This window comes from Agrobacterium sp. 719_389, from assembly GCF_900188475.1.
Taxonomy (GTDB): Bacteria; Pseudomonadota; Alphaproteobacteria; order Rhizobiales; family Rhizobiaceae; genus Agrobacterium; species Agrobacterium radiobacter.
The window spans coordinates 50,092-70,219 of record NZ_FYEM01000009.1; the positions used below are offsets into that span (position 1 = coordinate 50,092).

16 protein-coding genes and 1 other annotated feature are annotated in these 20,128 nt (G+C 59.9%); of the genes, 9 read left to right on the forward strand and 7 right to left on the reverse strand.

Translation table 11 applies throughout. From position 1 onward, the window contains the following. Window positions 1-137: 137 nt before the first annotated feature. Together ldtR and CFB10_RS17000 are read right to left on the reverse strand one after the other, a co-directional pair. Window positions 138-647, reverse strand: a complete 510-nt coding sequence (gene ldtR, locus CFB10_RS16995) for a transcriptional regulator LdtR (protein WP_026363448.1) — start codon at window positions 645-647, stop codon at window positions 138-140. Between the two features lie 234 nt (window positions 648-881). Next, the gene (locus CFB10_RS17000) at window positions 882-1,319 is read right to left on the reverse strand and encodes a DUF6163 family protein (protein ID WP_003502204.1); all 438 of its coding nucleotides are present in this window, start codon (window positions 1,317-1,319) and stop codon (window positions 882-884) included. Window positions 1,320-1,492: 173 nt separating this feature from the next. Between CFB10_RS17000 and hemB the strand changes: the two genes are divergently transcribed. From hemB to CFB10_RS17015, 3 genes are all read left to right on the forward strand, one after another. Next, the gene (gene hemB / locus CFB10_RS17005) at window positions 1,493-2,506 is read left to right on the forward strand and encodes a porphobilinogen synthase (RefSeq protein WP_020009440.1); all 1,014 of its coding nucleotides are present in this window, start codon (window positions 1,493-1,495) and stop codon (window positions 2,504-2,506) included. Between the two features lie 98 nt (window positions 2,507-2,604). After that, on the forward strand, window positions 2,605-3,063 hold the full coding sequence (locus tag CFB10_RS17010; RefSeq protein ID WP_020009441.1) for an RDD family protein: 459 nt from the start codon (window positions 2,605-2,607) through the stop codon (window positions 3,061-3,063). A gap of 177 nt (window positions 3,064-3,240) precedes the next feature. Then, window positions 3,241-3,999, forward strand: coding sequence for an arginyltransferase (locus CFB10_RS17015; protein WP_003502198.1), 759 nt, complete (start codon window positions 3,241-3,243; stop codon window positions 3,997-3,999). A gap of 97 nt (window positions 4,000-4,096) precedes the next feature. Here the strand turns inward: CFB10_RS17015 and parC are convergent, their stop codons facing one another. Next, window positions 4,097-6,349 (reverse strand): DNA topoisomerase IV subunit A, encoded by a 2,253-nt coding sequence (gene parC, locus CFB10_RS17020; protein ID WP_020009442.1) that lies wholly within the window; start codon window positions 6,347-6,349, stop codon window positions 4,097-4,099. 229 nt (window positions 6,350-6,578) lie between these two features. Here parC and CFB10_RS17025 point away from each other — a divergent pair, with 229 nt between their 5' ends. After that, window positions 6,579-7,769, forward strand: coding sequence for a hypothetical protein (locus CFB10_RS17025; RefSeq protein ID WP_020009443.1), 1,191 nt, complete (start codon window positions 6,579-6,581; stop codon window positions 7,767-7,769). Window positions 7,770-7,811: 42 nt separating this feature from the next. On the opposite strand, the gene CFB10_RS17030 is transcribed toward CFB10_RS17025, so the two are convergent. The 4 genes from CFB10_RS17030 to aspS all read right to left on the reverse strand — a co-directional run bounded on the left by CFB10_RS17030 (window position 7,812) and on the right by aspS (window position 13,975). Then, window positions 7,812-9,293, reverse strand: coding sequence for a SulP family inorganic anion transporter (locus tag CFB10_RS17030; protein WP_020009444.1), 1,482 nt, complete (start codon window positions 9,291-9,293; stop codon window positions 7,812-7,814). A gap of 74 nt (window positions 9,294-9,367) precedes the next feature. Further along, window positions 9,368-9,423, reverse strand: a sequence feature (sul1 is cis-regulatory element that is thought to sense ions involved in sulfur or methionine metabolism; They are found in Alphaproteobacteria). A gap of 77 nt (window positions 9,424-9,500) precedes the next feature. Next, window positions 9,501-11,606 (reverse strand): methyl-accepting chemotaxis protein, encoded by a 2,106-nt coding sequence (locus CFB10_RS17035; protein ID WP_020009445.1) that lies wholly within the window; start codon window positions 11,604-11,606, stop codon window positions 9,501-9,503. A 103-nt stretch (window positions 11,607-11,709) separates the two neighbouring features. Then, window positions 11,710-12,186, reverse strand: coding sequence for an FUSC family protein (locus CFB10_RS17040; RefSeq protein WP_003502188.1), 477 nt, complete (start codon window positions 12,184-12,186; stop codon window positions 11,710-11,712). A 1-nt stretch (window position 12,187) separates the two neighbouring features. Next, the gene (gene aspS / locus CFB10_RS17045) at window positions 12,188-13,975 is read right to left on the reverse strand and encodes an aspartate--tRNA ligase (RefSeq protein ID WP_020009446.1); all 1,788 of its coding nucleotides are present in this window, start codon (window positions 13,973-13,975) and stop codon (window positions 12,188-12,190) included. 191 nt (window positions 13,976-14,166) lie between these two features. Here aspS and CFB10_RS17050 point away from each other — a divergent pair, with 191 nt between their 5' ends. From CFB10_RS17050 to CFB10_RS17070, 5 genes are all read left to right on the forward strand, one after another. Further along, the gene (locus CFB10_RS17050) at window positions 14,167-15,438 is read left to right on the forward strand and encodes an MFS transporter (RefSeq protein WP_020009447.1); all 1,272 of its coding nucleotides are present in this window, start codon (window positions 14,167-14,169) and stop codon (window positions 15,436-15,438) included. 82 nt (window positions 15,439-15,520) lie between these two features. Next, the gene (rnd, locus tag CFB10_RS17055) at window positions 15,521-16,681 is read left to right on the forward strand and encodes a ribonuclease D (protein ID WP_003502177.1); all 1,161 of its coding nucleotides are present in this window, start codon (window positions 15,521-15,523) and stop codon (window positions 16,679-16,681) included. An 80-nt stretch (window positions 16,682-16,761) separates the two neighbouring features. Beyond that, window positions 16,762-17,367 (forward strand): hypothetical protein, encoded by a 606-nt coding sequence (locus CFB10_RS17060; protein WP_026363449.1) that lies wholly within the window; start codon window positions 16,762-16,764, stop codon window positions 17,365-17,367. A 184-nt stretch (window positions 17,368-17,551) separates the two neighbouring features. Continuing rightward, the gene (locus tag CFB10_RS17065) at window positions 17,552-18,580 is read left to right on the forward strand and encodes an adenylate/guanylate cyclase domain-containing protein (protein WP_020009449.1); all 1,029 of its coding nucleotides are present in this window, start codon (window positions 17,552-17,554) and stop codon (window positions 18,578-18,580) included. Window positions 18,581-18,734: 154 nt separating this feature from the next. Beyond that, a complete protein-coding gene (locus CFB10_RS17070) occupies window positions 18,735-20,093 on the forward strand; it encodes an esterase-like activity of phytase family protein (RefSeq protein ID WP_020009450.1) in 1,359 nt (452 codons plus the stop codon). Window positions 20,094-20,128: the final 35 nt, after the last annotated feature.

Here is a 20,128-nt window from a genome sequence, read left to right on the forward strand (position 1 = left end):
CAAAACAGGGGAAAGGCTTGCCTGAGGGTCGGACTTAACAGGCAAAAATGCGCGGTGACCTGGCGCGGAATCCGCAAGCCGGGAGCAAAAGGATGCCCCCGGCTTAAACAGTGACCGATCAGTGGTCGTCGCGGTTATTACAGGCGGTAAGCGATCGAGTCGTTCCAGAAACGGTCCAGACGCTGCAGCAGCTTGTTCATTTCGGAGAACTCGCCGGTGCCGATGCCGCCGACCTTTTCGATCGAGCCGACGTGGCGCTCATAAAGGCGGGCAACCGTTTCGGCGATTTCCTGGCCCTTTTCAGTCAGGCTGATGCGGACCGAGCGGCGGTCGACACGCGAACGCTGGTGGTTGATGAGACCGAGGTCGACCAGTTTCTTGACGTTATAGGAGACATTCGAGCCGAGGTAATAACCACGCGAACGAAGCTCGCCGGCCGTCAGTTCGGAATTGCCGATGTTGAACAGCAGCAGGGCCTGAACGGCGTTGACGTCATCACGACCCTGACGGTCGAACTCGTCCTTGATGACATCGAGGAGACGGCGGTGGAGACGTTCCACCAGGTGCAGCGACTCCATGTAGAGCGAGCGGATGGTATCTTCATGTGCATCGGCAACAACGGCCTGGGGCTTAACTTTGCTATTGATCATGACTGCCTCACTGTTTTGTTTGGCGGTGTGTTTGTTTGTCTCCCGCCTTGAGTGAGAACCTAATCAATGCGCATAAAATTCTACTTAAAAGCTACGATTAACAAATGGTTACCTGCATTTTCCCCGGAGGGCCCAACTTGTGGCGAAGCGGGAACGGCTCACAGCCAATCATTATAAATCAATGACTTAGCGATAAAATCAGGCCCGAAATCGGGCCGAATTGCTTTATTCTTATGGTAAATCAATTCTTGCGCGCTCTTCATTTTGGCGCTGATCCAGCCAGAAAGCGACCAGAAATAGTATATAAATGGTTGCCACCAGGCCGTGCATCACGGGTACGAGCGTGTTGGCGCCGAAGATATGCGGCCACACTTTATACATGGCGATCTGAGCGCCCGCCCCCATGACCCACATGACGGCACCCCAGGAGGCGCCGAGCCAGAGACCGAGCGCCGCGACCGGGAAAATTACCGCAAGCGCGCTGCCCGCCACCCGCCAGGGCAGGTTCAGCATATCGAAGCGCCCATGGCCGCCAAGCGAGTAGCCCGTCAGCATCGCCCAATATTGCAGGCCGAACCAGAAACAGGAAACCGCGACCAGTCTCATGAAGACCAGAAAGAGGATTTCGGCAAGCGGACGCTTCGGCAGAGGTTGAGAATCAGGTTCCATGGCCGGAAGATACGGTCTCGATTGGCGGGCGACCAGTCCATATTGAATTCCACCATCTGCCTTGTCAAAGCATGATCGCCGGCGCGGTGTCGCAATGAGGGAGATTGTCGCATTCGCACGGGCCACGCTTCATGATATGCAGCTTTCGAAATTTGACCGAAGGACATTCTGACATGCAGGACAAAACGCATCTGGTCGACGAGATCACCGGCCATCGTCGCATGCGCCGCAACCGAAAGGCGGATTGGACGCGGCGTCTGGTTCAGGAAAATCGCCTGACCGTTGACGATCTCATCTGGCCGGTCTTCATCGTGCCGGGCAGCAATATTCTCGAACCCATCCCCGCCATGCCCGGCGTCAACCGCATGAGCGTCGACAGGCTGGTCGAAGCGGCGAAGGAAGCCGCCGATCTCGGCATTCCCGCCATCGCGACCTTCCCGAATATCGAGATGGAACTGCGGGACGAGACAGGCTCGAACGCGCTCGAAGCAAACAATCTCATCAATCAGGCGACCGCCTCAGTCAAAAAAGCCGTGCCAAATATCGGCTTGATCACCGATGTCGCGCTCGATCCCTTCACCAGCCATGGGCATGACGGCATTCTGCGTGGCGACGAGATCGTCAATGACGAAACGGTCGAACAGGTTGTGAAGGCGGCCATCCTGCAGGCGGATGCCGGTTCCGACATTATCTCACCGTCGGAGATGATGGATGGCCGCATCGGCGCCATCCGCCGGGGGCTCGATGCCGCCGGACACCAGAATGTCGGCATCATGTCCTATGCGACGAAATTTTCCTCCGGCTATTATGGCCCCTATCGCGAGGCCATCTCCACCGCCGGCCTGCTGAAGGGCGACAAGGCGAGCTATTACATCAGCCCAGCCAATGGCATGGAGGCGATCCGCGACGCAGCACTCGACGTGGAGGAAGGCGCCGACATGCTGATGGTCAAACCCGGCCTGCCCTATCTCGACATCTGCTGGCGGCTGAAGGAGAATTTCGGCCTGCCGACCTTCGCTTATCAGGTGTCCGGCGAATATACCCAGATCAAGGCTGCGGCCATGAATGGCTGGATCGACGGCGAGCGGGTGATGATGGAAACGCTTCTCTGTTTCAAGCGCGCGGGCTGCGATGGCGTTCTCACCTATTTCGCCATCGAGGCCGCACGCAAACTGGCAAAGGGCTGACAGCCGACGCTTATTGTATTCGGTCGTTTTCTTCCCATATTGTCTGCTGACACGGCATTCATGCCGCGCTGTCATACCCTCTCAGGAGAAAACGACCGATGAACCTCGACCAGAACCCCACCTATATCGCACCGGACGACTGGCGCGCCTATAGCGGCGTCCTGAGCCGGCGGGTCTTCGCCTTCGTGATCGATTACGCGATCGTTCTGCTTCTGTGCATCCCGGCCGCGGTCATCGTCTTCTTTCTCGGCGTGATCACGCTTGGCCTGGGCTTCTTCCTTTACCCGGCGCTGTTCGTCATCGTTGCCGTGCTTTATTTCGGCATGACGCTTGGCGGTCCGTCGCAGGCCACTCCCGGCATGCGGGCGATGGGGATCGCGATGGCGCGCATGGACGGGCGGCGAATCGATTTCCTGCTTTCGACCGTGCATATCGTGCTTTTCTGGGTCATCAACTCGGTTTTGACGCCGCTGATCCTGCTTGCAGGCCTGTTTACCGAGCGCTCGCGCCTCGTTCACGACTTCCTGCTCGGCACCGTTATCGTCAGAACGCGCTGATATCGGTGAAAGCCACGGAAACGTGGCTTTCATCGCGTCAAATACCTCATCCCGCAGTTGACGTTTTCCGTCATTTTGCCATTCTGTGGCATTATGCATGTCGCTTGAAGCGTCGCCGCCAACCCCGTGAAATCGCGGCGCGCTTTCATAACAGACGCAGGAGGCGATCACGGTTCGATGAACACGCAGGCGACGCCCTCTCCTCAATTCTATCTTACGGCGCCGGCCACCTGCCCCTATCTGCCGAACCAGATGGAGCGGAAGGTCTTCACCCATCTGGTCGGCCCGCGCGCTTCTGAAATGAACGATCTTCTGACCCAGGGCGGTTTCAGGCGCTCGCAGAATATCGCCTATCGACCGGCCTGCGAAAACTGCCGCGCCTGCGTCTCCGTGCGCATCCTCACCGAACAGTTCCAGCCGACGAAATCGATGCGGCGTGTACTGGCCGCAAATCGGGATGTCGTGGCTACGGTGCACGCCGCCGAGCCCTCCACCGAACAATTCGCGCTGTTTCGCCGTTATCTCGACCACCGGCACCAGTCCGGCGGCATGTCCGACATGTCGGCGCTCGACTATGCGATCATGGTGGAAGACACGCATGTGAACACCCGCATCATTGAATATCGCGTGCGCGAACCCGGCTCCGGCATCGATTCCAGCAAGCGCGGCGAACTTCTGGCCGTGGCGCTGAGCGACGTGATGAGCGACGGCCTGTCTATGGTCTATTCCTTCTTCAACCCCGATCTCGAAAAGCGCTCGCTGGGCACTTTCATGATCATCGACCACATCACCCGCACGCGCGCGCTCGGCCTGCCGCATGTCTATCTCGGCTATTGGGTCGATGGTTCGGAAAAGATGGGATACAAGACCCGCTATCATCCGCAGGAGCATCTGACGCCGCGCGGGTGGGAGGTTTACCATCCCGAAGGAGAATAATGGGTTCGCCAAGTCCTGAAGCACATGTTCGGCTTGGACAGCGAAACAAAGGCGGGAAAGACGCCCCCAGACAATCTCCGAGGACGTCTTTCAGATATTACCCACCAAACTTCCCGCTACGCGGAAAACCCTTCGGCACGGTGCGGCCAACGGTGGCGCGGTCGGCCAGCCATTCGCGCAGTTCCTCACCGACCTTGGTGAACAGACGCCCGGCCGTGTCGGACCAGCTCAAGCCCTCGGCGAGCGCGAAACATTTCACATCGACAACGCCGCCATCCTTGTAACGCTGCAGGCGCACGCCCTTGCCGCGTGACATTTCCGGCACCTGCGACAGCGGGAAGGCCAGAAGCTTGCGGTTCTCGCCGACCACGGCGACATGATCGCCCGTCACCGGCACCGCGAGCTTGGCTTCATCAGGCATCGAGACATTCATGATCTGCTTGCCCTTGCGGGTATTGGCGACCATCTCGTTTTCGGCCACGATGAAGCCATTGCCGGCGGTGGAGACCAGCAGCAACTTGCGTGACGGATCGTGGACGAAGGCCGTCAGGATATCCTGATCGTTCTCCATATCGACCATGATGCGGATCGGCTCGCCATGGCCGCGACCGCCCGGCAGCTTGTCTGCGCCGAGCGTATAGGCCTTGCCGCCCGTCGTAAGCAGCAACAGCTTGTCGGTGGTCTGCGCCGGGAAGGCGAGCTTCGGGCCATCGCCCTCCTTGAAGGTCAAGGCCGACGTATCGGACATGTGCCCCTTCAGCGCCCTGATCCAGCCCTTCTGCGAAATGACGATGGTGACCGGTTCCTTTTCGATCATCGCCTGCTGGATGGCCTCTATGTCGGCATCCGGTGCGTCCGCGAACTGCGTGCGACGGCGGCCGATCTCGGTTGCCTTGGCATATTTCTTTTTGACCTCGCCGATTTCCCAGGCGACGGTCTGCCACTGCTTGTCATCGGAAGCGATCAGCCCCTCGATTTCAGCCTTCTCATTGCTGAGTTCGTCGAATTCCTTGCGGATTTCGAATTCCTCGAGCTTGCGCAGATTGCGCAGCCGCATGTTGAGGATGGCTTCGGCCTGATTGTCCGTCAGAGACCATTTCGCCATCATCACCTGTTTCGGCTCGTCCTCCTCGCGGATGATGCGGATCACCTCGTCGAGATTGAGGTAAGCGACAAGCAGGCCGCCCAAAATCTCGAGCCTGCGGTCGATGGCCGCGAGACGGTGGCGGGAACGGCGGACCAGCACGTCCTTGCGGTGCGCCAGCCACTCGCTCAGCACCTCGTTCAGCGCCATCACCTTCGGCACTTTGCCAAGCGACAGCACGTTCATGTTGAGCGGCAGGCGGCTTTCGAGGTCAGACAAGCGGAAGAGCGATTCCATCAGCAGCGTCGCATCGACGGTGCGGCTCTTCGGCACCAGCACGATGCGCACGTCTTCGGCGGATTCGTCTCTGACATCTTCGAGCAGCGGCAGTTTGCGGGCGAGCAGCAACTCGGCAATCTTTTCGATCAGGCGCGATTTCTGCACCTGAAACGGAATTTCGGTGATGACGATCTGATAACCGCCGCGTCCGAGATCTTCCGTTTCCCATTTGGCGCGCACGCGGAAACCGCCGCGTCCCGTCTTATAGGCATCGAGAATATTCTCGCGGCTTTCGATGATCACGCCGCCGGTGGGCAGGTCGGGGCCGGGAATGAACTCCACCAGCTTTTCAACCGTCGCGTCAGGATGCTTGATGAGATGGAGGGCCGCGTCGCAGAGTTCATGGGCGTTGTGCGGCGGGATCGATGTCGCCATGCCGACGGCGATGCCGGAGGCACCGTTGGCCAGCAGATTGGGGAAGGCGCCCGGCAGGACGACGGGTTCTTCGTCTTCCTCGTTATAGGTGGCGCGGAAATCCACCGCGTCCTCGCCAATGCCCTCAAGCAACAGCGCCGCCACATCGGTCATGCGCGCTTCGGTGTAACGATAGGCAGCGGCGCCGTCGCCATCGATGTTGCCGAAATTGCCCTGCCCGTCCACGATCGGATAACGCTGGGAGAAATCCTGCGCCAGACGCACCAGCGCATCATAGACCGACTGGTCGCCATGCGGGTGGAATTTACCGATCACGTCGCCGACGATACGGGCGCATTTCTTGAAGGCCGAGTTGGGGCGGATGCCCATCTCGCTCATGGCGTGGATGATGCGGCGGTGAACCGGCTTCAGGCCGTCGCGCACATCCGGCAGCGCACGATGCATGATCGTGGACAAGGCGTAAGCAAGGTAACGCTCTTCAAGCGCCGCCTTCAAATCGACCGGATGAATGTTATCGTCTCCGCCGGACGGAGGTACAAGATTTTTTCCCATGGTGCTTGACTAGCGGAAATGCCGATTCCCGGCAAGAAATTCAGGGGTGTGCCCTGTGGATGAAAGCACCCCTTTCATGCGATTTTTTGTTAACCGCGTTGCAAATGCCGCAATGCCGCCGTCATGGGAATCGATCTAAATCCTATAGACCTTTGAATAATCGCGAATATAAGTATCAACATTCGAATTCGGACACGGTGTACAGCCGTACGTTGAGGGAAGAAACATCATGAGACTGAAATCCACCCGGCAGGTTCTTTTCGCGAGCGCCGCGCTTCTTACGCTTTCGGCGCCGGCTTTCGCGCTGGATGGCGGGGATGTGCTGAAGAAGATCAATGCGGCCTATGCCGCGCAGGGCGGCGAGATCGCTGCCGGTTCCGTGGCCGTCAACGGCTCTACGGTGACCCTGAACAGCGTGACCTTCAACGCGGCCGCCGATCCGGCCAAGAAGATCCCGGTCGGCAACATCACGCTCGAAGGCGTCGAGGAAAACAACGGCGGCTACAAGATCAAGAACGCCCGTTTCGATAATATCGACTACAAGCAGGACAAGGTTGAGATCAAGGCGAGCGACATCTACATGTCCGGCCTCGTCATTCCGGGCGATGCGACCACCGGCACCGTCGACGCCCTGATGTTCTACGATGAAGCCCATAGCGGTCCGATTTCCGTTTCTGTCGACGGCAAGCCGGCTTTCTCGCTTGAGGAAACCAGCGCGACGATGTCCGTCAGCGATGACAAGAACTCTATCGGCTTCGAACTCGACGCATCCGGTTTCAAGGCCGATCTCAGCGAAGTCACTGATCCTGCGACCAAGGACGCGATCGAAAAGCTGAAGCTGCAGGCGCTCTCCGGCGACATGACCATGAGCGGCAGCTGGGAAGTGGCCTCCGGTACTATCGATGTTGAAGAATACGCCATCGACCTCGATGATGTCGGCCGCCTGAACATGTCGTTCGGTTTCTCCGGCTACACGCTCGCCTTCATCAAGTCGATGCAGGAGACGGTGAAGGCGCAGGCCGCCAATCCGAACAAGGAACAGGCGGATCAGGCAGCAAGCCTCGCCATGCTCGGCCTGATGCAGCAGCTTTCCTTCATCAACGCCGAAATCAGCTTCGAAGACGCCAGCATCACCAAGCGCGCCATCGACTATGCGGCAAGCCAGCAGGGCATGACGAGCGACCAGCTTGCCCAGACCATCAAGGGCATGGCGCCGATCATGATGGCCTCGCTCAACGTTCCGGAGCTGCAGAACATGGTGTCGGCGGCCATCAACGCCTATATCGACAATCCGAAGAACCTCTCGATCACGGCAGAGCCGGAAAAGCCGGTTCCCTTCCCGATGATCATGGGCGCCGCGATGGGCGCGCCGAACACCCTGCCGAAAATGCTCGGCGTCACGGTGACGGCAAACGAATAAAACTAAAAAAGCCCCGGTCATGCCGGGGCTTTTCTTTTGCACTCAGTGCAGCGGCGCGGCAGCGCCATCCTGTTTATCGTGCAGGGCGAAGCGGTCGATCATGTGGGCGCTCGCCTCGTTGACGCCGATCACCTCGACCCGCCTGCCGACCTTGCGGAATTTCAGGACCACCTTGTCCAGAGCGCCGACCGCGGAAATGTCCCACAGATGCGCCTGCGTGACATCGATTGTCACCGTCTCAACCTCCTCGGCAAAATCGAAGGCGGCAATGAAGCTTTCCGTCGAGGCAAAGAAAATCTGGCCATCCACGCGATAGACCCGCTCCCGGCCATCGGCCGAAAGCTCCGGCCGGACATGGAAAAGTTTCGACACCTTGCCCGCGAAAAACACGCCGGAGAGAAGGACGCCGGCCAGCACGCCCTTTGCAAGATCATGGGTCGCAAGCACCGTGCCGACCGTGACCAGCATGACGATGCTTGATGATGGCGGGTTGCGGCGCAGATCAAGGATGGAGCGCCACGAGAATGTGCCGATGGAGACCATGATCATGACAGCCACCAGGGCTGCCATGGGAATGATGCGCACAAGATCATCCAGCACCAGTATGAGGAACAGCAGAAACGCGCCCGCGACGAAGGTGGACAAGCGGCCACGACCGCCGGAACTGACATTGATGACGGACTGGCCGATCATGGCGCAGCCGCCCATGCCGCCGATGAGGGCGGAGGCGATGTTGCTCGTCCCCTGCCCGACGCATTCCTGGCTCTTGTTGCTGCCCGTATCCGTCATGTCGTCGACGATCTGCGCCGTCAGCAGCGATTCCAGCAGGCCGACGGCGGCAAGCGCGACGGAATAGGGAAAGATGATCTGTAACGTCTCGAAGGTCAGCGGCACTTGCGGCAGGGCGAATATCGGCAGCGTCGAGGGCAACTCACCGAGATCGCCGACCGTGCGGATATCCATGCCGGAGAAGACGGCAACACAGGTGAGAGTGATGATGGCGACCAGCGGCGACGGGATAATCTTCGTAACCAGCGGGAAAAGATAGATGATCGCAAGTCCTGCGGCGATCATGACATAGGTTTCGACCGGCACGCCGATCAGCTCGGGCAATTGCGCCATGAAAATCAGGATCGCCAGCGCATTGACGAAACCGGTCATAACGGAGCGCGAGACGAAGCGCATCACCCGGCCGAGTTTCACAAGACCCGCCAGAATTTGCAGTACGCCCATGAGGATGGTGGCGGCGAAGAGATATTGCAGCCCGTGCTCCTTGACGAGCGTGACCATCAAGACGGCTGTCGCGGCGGTTGCCGCTGAGATCATGCCCGGACGACCACCGGTGAAGGCGGAAACGCAGGCAATGGCGAAGGAGGCGAACAACCCCACCTTGGGATCGACGCCGGCGATGACGGAAAAGCCGATGGCTTCCGGAATGAGGGCGAGCGCCACGACAATACCGGAAAGGAGATCGCCGCGAATATTGGAAAACCACTCGCGTCTGTAAGTCTGAAATCTGTTCATCTGATTTTTTCGCAAAGAATGACGCACCGGCCGGAGCCATGTCCGGTAGATTGAAAAGGAATGTCGGTGCTTTGCGTTGTCTGGCGGATCGGCGGCCAGAAGAGCCACCCGGGATTTCACCGGGTCCGTGGTGAGTGGCCCAGCTATAAACGGCAAAAAAGCGGGCCGCAAGTTACGCGCCCGCTTTTCGATGACTGATGTCGGGTCTCAGGCCGCTTCGCGCCCGCCATACCCCCTCGCCTCCACGTCGCTCAGCCGGAACTGATGAACCAGTTCCTTGAGACGCGCGGTCTCGCCCGCCAGCATGGCGCTCGCGGCATTGTTTTCCTCGACCATGGCGGCGTTCTGCTGCGTGCCCTGATCCAGATGATTGACGGCGGTGTTGATTTCGGCAAGGCCCAGTGACTGCTCATGCGTGGCAGCGGCAATGGCTTCGATATGGCCGTTGATCGTCTTCACCGAGCCGCCGATGCGCGACAGCGCAGCGCCCGTTTCCCGCACGAACCGCGCGCCCTCCTTCACCTCCTTACCGGAGGTCTGGATAAGCGCCTTGATTTCGGCAGCGGCCCTTGCCGAGCGCTGCGCGAGTTCCCGCACCTCCTGCGCGACGACGGCGAAACCGCGTCCCGCCTCACCCGCGCGCGCAGCCTCCACGCCGGCATTGAGGGCGAGAAGGTTTGTCTGGAAAGCGATCTCGTCGATAACGCTGATGATATTGCCGATCTTGCCGGAGGATTGTTCGATCTTCTCCATCGCGCTTACGGTGTCAACGACGAGATTGGCCGTGCGGTTGGCATCCTTGTCGGCCGAATGGGCGATTGCGCGGGCTTCCACGGCGCGCTCCGCCGAGATGCGGATATTCGCCGTCAATTCATCCAGCGCGGCGGCGGTTTCCTCCAGCGAGGCGGCCTGCTGCTCGGTACGACGGGCGAGATCGGCAGCGCTCTCGCTGATTTCCTGGCTGCCGCCATTGATGGCCACGCTCGACTGCACGACACCGGACATGGCGGCATCCAGCTGGCGGATCGTCTGGTTGAGATCACGGCGCAACGCCTCGAAATCCGGGGCAAGAGGCTCGTTCAGCTCGAAGGAGAGATCGCCGTCTGCGAGGCGGCGAAGCGCCGCCGCAAGCCCGGTGGTCGCCTGCATCAACCGCGCCTGTGCTTCGGCTTCCGCCTCAAGCTGGAAACGCGCCTTTTCGGCCTCGGCCTGCTGCCGGGCTGCGAGCGCCTGCGCCTCCAGTTCGATCTTTGCGATGGCGGCCTGCCGGAAGATTTCCAGCGCATGCGCCATGGCGCCGAACTCATCCCTACGCTGGAGACCGGGAACGGCAAATTTGGTTTCACCATCGGCCAGACGACGCATCGCCCCCGTGATCGCGGTTGCCGGGCGGGTGATCGAGCGGCCGATGAGGTAGACCCCGGCAAAAAGACTTACCACGGTCAGGGCGATAAGAGCGACGACGATCGAAACCGCTCTTTCCGCCGCAGCGCTGTTCGCGAGAGCGCTTGCATCCCGCTCCTGCCGGTAAGTGGCGGAAATTTCGGCGACGACAGGCAAGAGGGCATTATAAGCGGAGGCGACAGTTTCGCGCGCCTTCTCCTCCTCCAGCACGGCCGCAGCGTAAAAGCGGAACGAGGCGGTATATATTTCCAGTGCATCCATGATGCGCTGACGCTCGGCGCCCGGCCGGTATTCCAGCTTCACCAGCGCCTTGAAGGTTTCCACTTCCGCCGCATGTTTCGTCACATAGGCCGCTTCGCGCCGCAGGATGAAATCCTTCTCGTGCCGTCGCATCATCAGCATGCTGGCGCGGATTTCGGCATTGGCGACGACGTCGATGAGTTTCTCGATGGAATGCACGCCATTGCGCATGGCGCCTTCAAGACCTTCCGCGGGAGTTAGGCCCAGCTCCCTGTTCTTGGCAACAAGGGCCTTTATGCTATCGGAATAGACTATCGCGCCCTCAGTGAGCGCTTCGAGCCGCGCGCGGGTCCGCGAGGTCGCGCCGCCTTCAAGATGGCTCAACGACTGCCGGACCTGATCCATCGTCTGGTCAAACTGCCCGACGGATTTCATATCACGGGTCAGCAGGAAGTCTCTCTGGTGAAGACGGCTTTCATGCAAACCGTCTTCCAGCGCCGCCAGCACTCCGTCGCGCTCGATCAGCGTCTCTTCAGCGACGCGATAACGCGCCTCCATTTGTCTTTGCCAGAGCAGCATGCCTGCGATGACGGCGATCCCGCACAGCGCAGCCAGGGCCAGCATGGATACGCGATGCGCAATTTTGAACGTCGAGACCAGCGAAAACATTCAACCCTCGTTTGCAGATTTCACGATGGGATGAATGATCGAGAAGGCTTAAGAACTCCTCTACCGGATTTGTCAGTTTAATTAAGGTTTTATGACAAGATCGCTAGAGCTTCAGCCGCTCGCGAAAGAAGACCAGCGCAACGACCACACCCGTCGCCACGCCCACGATTACATCGACAAAACGGACAAAACCGGCAACCTGCGGTCCCATCAAAAGAACGAGCATGGCCGAAGCCCCGGCCTGTATCGGCACGACCGCCGGCAGGCCGAACATGGTGGCGAGGATCATGGCGATGAAGGTCGCCGAGGCGAGCCGGATTTCGGCGAAGTCATGCGGGACGAGAAGAGCGACTTCCCCGACGAGAATGCCGATGGTGACGCCGACCATCAGCCCAAGTCCCTGACGGACATGGCTTGGGATGCCGGGGGAGAGACAGATCAGCGCGCTGATTGCGGCAAAGACGGGTTGCGGATGGCCCAGCCAGCGATGCGCGACCCAGAACGCAAAAGCGGCCGCAAGTGCGGCCGCCAATGCACGGGTGAAGGCTGCGCGAACACGGTCGAGCAGCGTCTTCAACATATCAGTCCTTCTTGGACGGAACGACGCGCAGCGCCAGTTCGCGAAGCTGGGTCGGCGTTGCCGGCGACGGCGCGTTCATCAGGAGGTCCTGCGCCTGCTGGTTCATCGGGAACAGGGTGATTTCGCGCAGGTTCTTGGCGCCGACCAAAAGCATGACCACACGGTCGATACCGAAGGCGCAGCCGCCATGCGGAGGCGCGCCATACTGGAAGGCGCGGTAAAGACCGCCGAAGCGCTCTTCCACGTCGCTCTGCGACAGGCCAACCTTTTCGAAAGCCTTGACCATCAGCTCGGGCGACTGGTTACGGATCGAACCCGAGGCGATTTCAAAGCCGTTGCAGACCGCGTCATACTGGAAGGCCTTGATGGAAAGCGGATCGTCGCCTTCCAGCGCTTCCAGACCGCCCTGCGGCATGGAGAAGGGGTTGTGGGCAAAGTCGATCTTCTTTTCTTCCTCGTTGTATTCGAAGAAGGGGAAATCGACGATCCAGCACATTTCGAAACGGTCGCGGTCGATCAGGTTCAGCTCGTCGGCTGCACGCGTGCGCGCCTCACCGGCGAACTTGTAGAACTTTGCGGGATCACCGGCGACGAAGAAGCAGGCATCGCCCGCTTCCAGGCCGAGCTGCGTGCGCAGCGCTTCGGTACGTTCCTCGCCGATGTTCTTGGCGAGCGGGCCGGAGCCGGCGATCTTGCCGTCTTCTTCCTTCCAGAAGATGTAGCCGAGGCCCGGCTGGCCCTGGCTCTGCGCCCAGGCGTTCATGCGATCGCAGAAAGCGCGCGAACCACCGGTCTTGGCCGGGATCGCCCAGACCTGAACCTTGGGGTTGGAAGCGATCATGTTGGCGAAAACCTTGAAGCCCGAACCGTCGAAATGTTCGGTCACGGCTTCCATGACGATCGGGTTGCGCAGATCAGGCTTGTCGGAGCCGTATTTGCGGATCGCCTCGTCATAGGGAATGCGTGGCCACTGCTTGGTGACAGGCTTGCCTTCGGCGAACTTCTCGAACACGGCCGTCATCATCGGCTCCATCGTGGTCCAGACGTCTTCCTGGGTCACGAAGCTCATTTCAACGTCGAGCTGGTAGAATTCGCCCGGCAGACGGTCCGCGCGCGGATCTTCATCACGGAAGCACGGCGCGATCTGGAAGTAGCGGTCGAAACCGGCCACCATCAGAAGCTGCTTATACTGCTGCGGCGCCTGCGGCAGCGCGAAGAACTTGCCTTCATGAATACGCGAGGGCACGAGGAAGTCGCGCGCGCCTTCCGGCGAGGAGGCGGTGAGGATCGGCGTCGTATATTCGGCAAAGCCCATTTCGCCCATGCCGGTACGCATGGCGGAGATGATCTGCGTGCGCTTGACGATGTTCTTGTGCAGCGTTTCGCGACGAAGATCGAGGAAGCGGTACTTCAGGCGAACATCTTCCGGATATTCCGGCTCGCCAAAGATCGGCAGCGGCAGTTCCTTGGCAACGCCCAGAACCTCGATCTCCTGCGCGTAAAGCTCGATCTCGCCGGTCGCCATGCCCTTGTTGACGGTGTCCTCCGAGCGCGCCTTGACGAGGCCGTCGATGCGGATGACCCATTCGCCGCGCACCGTTTCGGCAATCTTGAAGGCCGGGCTGTCAGGATCGGCAACCACCTGGGTGATGCCGTAATGGTCGCGAAGGTCGATGAAGAGAACGCCGCCATGATCTCGCACGCGGTGAACCCAACCGGAAAGGCGAACGGTTTCGCCGACGTCGGACTTGCGGAGAGCGGCACAGGTGTGGCTGCGGTAACGATGCATTTTTATATCCTGGAACGTGTCGTGGGCCCGTTGGAGGCCAGATGGGCGGCACTGTCGAAATTTGCCGGAAAAGCGCATGGCCAGCCTGATTTGTCAAGGCAAAGCGCAACAATGTCGCCTTCAGCCTGTCCTTTCCCCTGCCTTCGCTTTAGATAGAGCTAATCCAGCCCGCCAAACCGAGTCGGCCCGCAATGAGCCAGATCAGACCTCTTATCCCACTTCTCGTCACCGCCGGGATTCTGATCGGCGGCAACGGCCTGCAGGGAACCTATATCGCGCTGCGCGGCCTCTCCGAAGGATTTTCGGCCAGCACCATCGGCCTCATCAGCGCGGCCTACAGCCTCGGTTTCGCGCTTGGCTGCATTTCGGTGACGCGCCTGCTGCGCAAGATCGGCCACATCCGCACTTTCGCCACCATGGCGGCCGTTGCATCAGCCGCATCGATCGCCATGCCGCTCATCACCCATCCGCTCTTCTGGCTGGCAATGCGTTTTGTGATCGGCATCGCGGTCGCCTGTCTTTTCGCCGCGATCGAAAGCTGGATCAACGCGCAGGTGACGAATTCCAATCGCGCCCGCACGCTCTCCATCTATCGTTTCGTCGATCTCGGCTCCGTAACGCTCGCCCAATATATCATTCCCGTCGCCGGCATCGACGGGCCCATCGTATTCTCACTGATCGCCATGGCGCTCACCCTGTCGCTGGTGCCGATCTCGATTGCCGACAAATCCAATCCCGCGCCGCCGAAACAGATTCCCTTCAATCTTTTCGCGGTCTGGCGCATCTCGCCGCTCGCCGTCGTCGGCTGCGTGGCCGTCGGCCTCAGCATGGCGGCGTTCCGTAATATCGGCCCGATCTATGCCGAACAGATCGGCTTGTCCGTTACCGCCATCGCCACCTTCATGAGTGCGGGCATCATCGGCGGCGTGGTGCTGCAGTATCCGCTCGGCGTCTATTCCGACCGTTATGATCGCCGCATCATCATTCTCGCCACTACCGCCGGTTCTGTTCTCGTCGGCCTGTTCCTCGCCTTCTTCGCCGGCACGGACGAATGGAGCAACATCATCGGCGTCTTTATCTTCGGCGCCTTTGCGTTGCCGCTCTATTCCCTCAGCTCCGCGCACGGCAACGACCATGCGAAAGAGGGCGAACATGCGATGGTGTCCGCCGGGCTTTTGTTCTTCTGGTCGGTGGGCGCAACCGTCGGGCCGCTGCTCGCTTCCGTGCTGATCGACCAGTTCGGGCCGAAGGCGTTGTTCAGCTATACGGCCGCGATCCAGATCGTTTTCATCGCCTACACCATCTACCGGCTGCAGGTGCGCGAGGGCGTTCCGGTGGAGGAAAGAAACTGGCGGTTCCGCTCGCTCTTGCGCACATCCGCCTATTTCCAGAAGCTCGCCGCCCCCCCGCCGCCCAAAAACGATGGGCCGGAGCCAAATCCGCCCGAGAAAAACGATCCTTGAGCCTTCAAAAGCGGGCTTTGTATTGACATGCGCCCGGCAAAGGGAAAGTAAGACGGATAATTTTCACGAGTGGCCATTTGCAATGATTGAAACGACTGCCGCCCTCGCCGAAGCCTGCACGGAACTGGCGAAATCGGAATTCATCACCATCGACACCGAATTTCTGCGGGAAACCACCTTCTGGCCGGAGCTTTGTCTCGTGCAGATGGCAAGCCCGACGCTTGAAGTGCTGGTCGATCCGCTCGCCAAGGGTATCGATCTCACCCCGCTGTTCGAACTGATGGCCAATCCTGATGTCGTGAAGGTTTTCCATGCCGCGCGACAGGACATCGAAATCATCTACCATCTCGGCGGGCTTATTCCCCATCCGATCTTCGATACGCAGGTCGCCGCCATGGTCTGCGGTTTTGGCGACTCGATCTCCTACGATCAGCTGGTGCAGAAGATCAAAAACGTGCAGATCGACAAATCCTCGCGTTTCACCGACTGGAGCCGCCGTCCTCTGACCGAAAAGCAGCTGGATTACGCGCTGGCCGACGTGACCCATCTGCGCGATGTCTATCTGGCGCTGAAGGCGCAGCTGGAGCGCGAAGGCCGCTCGCTGTGGCTGACCGAAGAGATGGACATTCTGGAATCCCGCGACACCTATGACATGCATCCCGACGATGCGTGGCTGCGGCTGAAATCGCGTCTGCGCAAGCCGACGGAACTTGCCATCCTCAAATTCGTCGCCGCCTGGCGCGAACGGGAAGCGCGTTCGCGCAACGTGCCGCGTTCGCGCGTCCTGAAGGACGATGCGATCTTTGAAATCGCCCAGCAGCAGCCGAAGGATGCCGAGGCGCTGTCGCGCCTGCGCACCATTCCCAAGGGCTGGGAACGATCCGCCTCCGGCACCGCCATCATCGAGACCGTGAATGCGGCGCTGGCGCTTCCGAAAGAGGAAATGCCCAAGGCGCCGCGCCACAGCCACGCACCGGAAGGTTCCGGCGCTGCCGTGGAGCTGCTCAAGGTTCTCCTGAAGCTGACGGCGGACAAGCACGGCGTCGCCGCCAAGGTCATCGCCAACAGCGACGATCTGGACAAGATCGCCTCCGAAGGCGAGAAGGCGACCGTTGCGGCGCTGACCGGCTGGCGGCGAGAACTCTTCGGCGATGTGGCCTTGAAGCTCATCAATGGCGAAGTGGCATTGCGTTTCGCCGGCAAGAAGGTCGAGGCGGTGGAGGTTGCGGCAAGCGAGGCGTAACCGCCCTCTGCTTTTCCGCAATTTTGCCCGCATCGCGTCTCATCTCTTTACCGATGGTCGCGCGATTCGAGGGTATTGCCATGAAACCTGCCCACACTCTGCTGCTCGCCGCCCTTTTAACGGCGGCCGGCATTCTTCCCTCTCTTCCCGCCCGGGCCGCCGAAGAGAGGATCGACCTTCAGGGCGAATGGACGACCGACTGCCTGAAGATCGGCAAGAACGACCGACACGGCATCGTCACGCGCATCACCATTCGCGACAATCGCATGCACGCGGTCTCGCAGATCTATGCCCGCAGCGGCTGCCAACAGCCCACCGTGCAGGTGCGTTATGAAGGTACGCTGGATGGCGGCCTGAAAGATCAGGCTAGCCTGCTCTTTGCCCATACCGTCACCGCCATCACCATGACGCCGAATGACGGCGACGTCGTTGACCACTATAATCGCGACCCGAAAGGCATGGGCTGCGGCTTGAGCGGCTGGAAGGAAAACATTTCCTTCGATGTCGACGGCCGCACCTGCGCCGCCATCACCTTCGCCCGCAAGGGCGAGACCCTGTTTGACCGGGCATGGATCGACGGTAACAAGCTGCGTTTTGCCGCCTTTCCCGTCAAATGGTCGAACCGCTCGCCGGACGACCGGCCGCAATCCCCGCTTGAAACCGTCTATTACAGAACATCCTATTAGACGTAGCGCGACGGCGACGCCGATTTTGCGGCAACAGCGCAACAGCCTTACCAATCCTTCATGCAACCTTACCGATTGCTCACTTTTTGCAGCGCTTTTTCCACACTAATGTCGCATATGACCTGAACAGAAGCTTCGCCCGAAGGGAGCGCGGGGCCTCCCCTTCCCGAGATCAAGAACCGACATGAGAAAATTGCTGCCCATTCTGGATTACGTGGTGCTGTTCGTTGCCGTGGCCGGCAGCGGCGTGGCCTACGCCTTTCTGGAATATGGCGGCGGCGCGCTGATCGGCGCGACCTATGCGCTCTTCGCCTGCGCACCCATTCTCGCTTTTGAACGCGGTTACATCATGCCCGGCCTGTCGCGGCAGGTCAGCGCTTTGCCGACACCCGCCTATATCGCCGTCGGCCTCATCATCTACGCCATCCTCGTCTTTTGCGGTTTCGGGCTTGGCGGCACCATCCTGTGGTTGAGCGGAATATTTCCCGGCACCTGGAAACGGGCGGTGCACGCCGAATTGCAGACGCTGATTTTCACCCTCATTGTCTGCGGCATCATCGTCTTCATCATGCGCGTGCGCGAGCTTCTCGGCCGCGATATCTTCATCGATCTCATTCTCGGGCGCTATCGCCGCCCCGTCAGCGAAGACCGCGTTTTCATCTTCATCGATCTCGTCGGCTCCACCTCCTTTGCGGAAACCCACGGCGACCTGAAGGCTCAGGAGTTTCTGGGTGAAATTTTCGCAAGTTATGCCGCGCCGGTCAGAAAACACGGCGGTGTCATCGACGATTATATTGGCGACGCCGCCATCATCACTTGGCCCTATCACATGGCGATAAGGCGGGCGGCCTGCGTGCGTTGCGTATTCGATATTCAGGCGACCGTTGAAAGCAACCGGGACATGTGGCTCTCCCGCTTCGGCGAAGTGCCGCGCCTGCGCTTCGCCATCCACGGCGGGCCGGTCATCACGGCGGAAATCGGCGTCGACCATCACAAGATCACCTATTTCGGCGATACGGTGAACACCACGTCACGTCTCGAATCGCTCAGCAAGATGCTCGGTCATCCGGTGCTCATATCCGCAGACCTCGCTCATCAGCTGGTGCTTCCGAAAGGCGTTCGCAGCGAATATCTGGGTGAACATGCCGTGAAAGGCCGTGGCCAGACGCTGGGCGTCTGCACACTCAGCCAATACCAGCCCCCCGTGGCTTGAGGGGTAAACGGCTGCAAAATGCCGCGCCGTTTCGTTTAACCCAACGCCCGTCATCAAAATTCATCAAAGCTTCAAACGGCAATCACCTGCCTGTCATGCGACGACCCTATCGCCTCAATTCTGTCTTCAACAGGTATTGAGAGGGGTCTCCATCATGAAACACATTCTTTTTGCATCCTGCGCCATTCTTGCACTCGCCTCCGCGTCTTATGCGGCGGAACAGGAGTTTCCGGCAAAGCTGGTCTCGCACGCCATCCTGCCGGCCCACACCATCATCGCAGCACCTGCTGACGCGCCTGAACATCTCAAGACCTCCGCCAAGTTCACGACCGCCGATCGCAAGCGCGCCGAAGGTCTCGGCACCGTGCCCGGCAAGGATGGCGTACGCCTGACCGGCCTTTCCATGCCGTTCAACGGCCAGCCGATGCAGGGTTTTTCCGGCATCAAGGCCATGCCCGACGGCAGCTTCTGGAGCCTTTCCGACAATGGCTTCGGTTCCAAGCTCAATTCCAGCGACGCCATGCTGATGCTTCACCATCTGAAATTCGACTGGGAGGCCGGCAAGGTCAACGCGCTTGAAACCGTGTTCCTCTCCGATCCCGACATGAAGGCGCCTTTCCCCATCGTTCTCGAAGGTTCGAGCAAGCGTTACCTGACCGGCGCCGATTTCGACGTCGAATCCATTCAGCCCGTTGCCGATGGTTTCTGGGTCGGCGAGGAATTCGGTCCTTACATCCTGAAATTCACCCGTGACGGCAAGCTGACCGATGTGATCTCCACCAAGGCCGGCGACATCGAGGTGAAGTCTCCCGATCACCCCACTCTCGCCCTGCCCGGCAACCCCACGCAGAAGATGGCGGCCTTCAACCTGAAGCGCTCGGGCGGTTATGAAGGCATGGCGCTCTCCAAGGACGGCTCCAAGCTCTACGGCCTTCTGGAAGGCCCGCTTTACATGGCTGACGGCCAGGTGGAGAAGACCGAAGACGGCGCGACCGCACTGCGCATCATCGAGCTCGACACCACCAAGAAGGAATGGACCGGCAGCACATGGCTCTATCCGCTGGCCCAGGGCGGCGAAGCCATCGGTGACTTCAACATGCTGGATGACAGCACCGCGCTGGTCATCGAGCGTGACAATGGCGCCGGCACCGCCGACAAGGCCTGCGCCGACCCGAAGAAGCCGGAAGCAAACTGCTTTGCCGTGCCCTCCAAGGTGAAGCGCATCTACAAGATCGAATTCAATGACGCCAATGTCGGCAAGGCCGCGCGCAAGATCGGTTATATCGATCTTCTGAAAATCTCCGACCCCGACAACAAGAAGCGTCAGGGCGGCGGTAACGGCTATTACGACATGCCTTTCGTCACCATCGAGAATGTCGATCGCGTCGACGCCACGCATATCATCGTCGGCAACGACAACAACCTGCCCTTCTCGGCCGGCCGCGCGCTGGACAAGGCTGATGATAACGAATTCGTCCTGCTTGAGGTCAAGGACCTGCTCGACGCGAAGTAAGACTACGGCCGCTGCCAACCGCTTTTGCAGCGGCG

Coding starts and splice junctions, on each gene's coding strand:
- rnd (WP_003502177.1), top strand. CDS start 15,521: ATGATTGAAACGACTGCCGCCCTCGCCGAAGCCTGCACGGAACTGGCG.
- CFB10_RS17000 (WP_003502204.1), bottom strand. CDS start 1,319: ATGGAACCTGATTCTCAACCTCTGCCGAAGCGTCCGCTTGCCGAAATC.
- CFB10_RS17050 (WP_020009447.1), top strand. CDS start 14,167: ATGAGCCAGATCAGACCTCTTATCCCACTTCTCGTCACCGCCGGGATT.
- hemB (WP_020009440.1), top strand. CDS start 1,493: ATGCAGGACAAAACGCATCTGGTCGACGAGATCACCGGCCATCGTCGC.
- CFB10_RS17030 (WP_020009444.1), bottom strand. CDS start 9,293: ATGAACAGATTTCAGACTTACAGACGCGAGTGGTTTTCCAATATTCGC.
- CFB10_RS17065 (WP_020009449.1), top strand. CDS start 17,552: ATGAGAAAATTGCTGCCCATTCTGGATTACGTGGTGCTGTTCGTTGCC.
- parC (WP_020009442.1), bottom strand. CDS start 6,349: ATGGGAAAAAATCTTGTACCTCCGTCCGGCGGAGACGATAACATTCAT.
- CFB10_RS17040 (WP_003502188.1), bottom strand. CDS start 12,186: ATGTTGAAGACGCTGCTCGACCGTGTTCGCGCAGCCTTCACCCGTGCA.
- CFB10_RS17015 (WP_003502198.1), top strand. CDS start 3,241: ATGAACACGCAGGCGACGCCCTCTCCTCAATTCTATCTTACGGCGCCG.
- CFB10_RS17060 (WP_026363449.1), top strand. CDS start 16,762: ATGAAACCTGCCCACACTCTGCTGCTCGCCGCCCTTTTAACGGCGGCC.
- CFB10_RS17035 (WP_020009445.1), bottom strand. CDS start 11,606: ATGTTTTCGCTGGTCTCGACGTTCAAAATTGCGCATCGCGTATCCATG.
- CFB10_RS17010 (WP_020009441.1), top strand. CDS start 2,605: ATGAACCTCGACCAGAACCCCACCTATATCGCACCGGACGACTGGCGC.
- CFB10_RS17025 (WP_020009443.1), top strand. CDS start 6,579: ATGAGACTGAAATCCACCCGGCAGGTTCTTTTCGCGAGCGCCGCGCTT.
- aspS (WP_020009446.1), bottom strand. CDS start 13,975: ATGCATCGTTACCGCAGCCACACCTGTGCCGCTCTCCGCAAGTCCGAC.
- CFB10_RS17070 (WP_020009450.1), top strand. CDS start 18,735: ATGAAACACATTCTTTTTGCATCCTGCGCCATTCTTGCACTCGCCTCC.